This is a genomic window from Prevotella sp. OH937_COT-195, from assembly GCF_003932845.1.
Taxonomy (GTDB): domain Bacteria; phylum Bacteroidota; class Bacteroidia; order Bacteroidales; family Bacteroidaceae; genus Prevotella.
Genome location: NZ_RQZH01000150.1, coordinates 1 through 442 on the forward strand (window position 1 = coordinate 1; position 442 = coordinate 442).

Consider the following 442-nt stretch of genomic DNA (forward strand, 5'->3'; position numbering starts at 1 on the left):
TATGTAGTCGTCCCTTAAAAACTATATTTCAGCGTGAAGTTTGTAAAATCGAAATTCACGCTGATTCTTTTTATAAGCCACAAAAGAACTCTCATAGCTCTTTTGAAGTTATATGCCGCCGCAGCTAATAAGACATTGACAGCATCTCCTTTCACACCTTTATAAAAGTTGCGAGATAATCTGTAATCACTTTTAAGATGTCCTATCGTTGGCTCTATGCCTGCTCGTTTACAAAATAGTTTGTGTTTCTTTCTCTTTTGGTAACAGGTATCTTTTGCTTTAGGAACGTCCGGGATGAGTATCTTTGTATCCCCGATCTGTCTCACACCTCTATAACCCTCTGGCTGCCGCCGGGTTATTAATATGTTTCCCGGTCATCCTTTGGGTTTGTTCCAACGTCTTTTGTATGGTATGACCATCGTATTCATTCCTGAAAGAGAAT

General features: G+C 39.4%; 1 pseudogene. It reads right to left on the reverse strand.

Annotated features, from left to right (window positions below):
- Positions 1-14 precede the first annotated feature (14 nt).
- Positions 15-442 (reverse strand): annotated as a pseudogene (locus EII32_RS11665) (transposase); the annotation flags it as partial.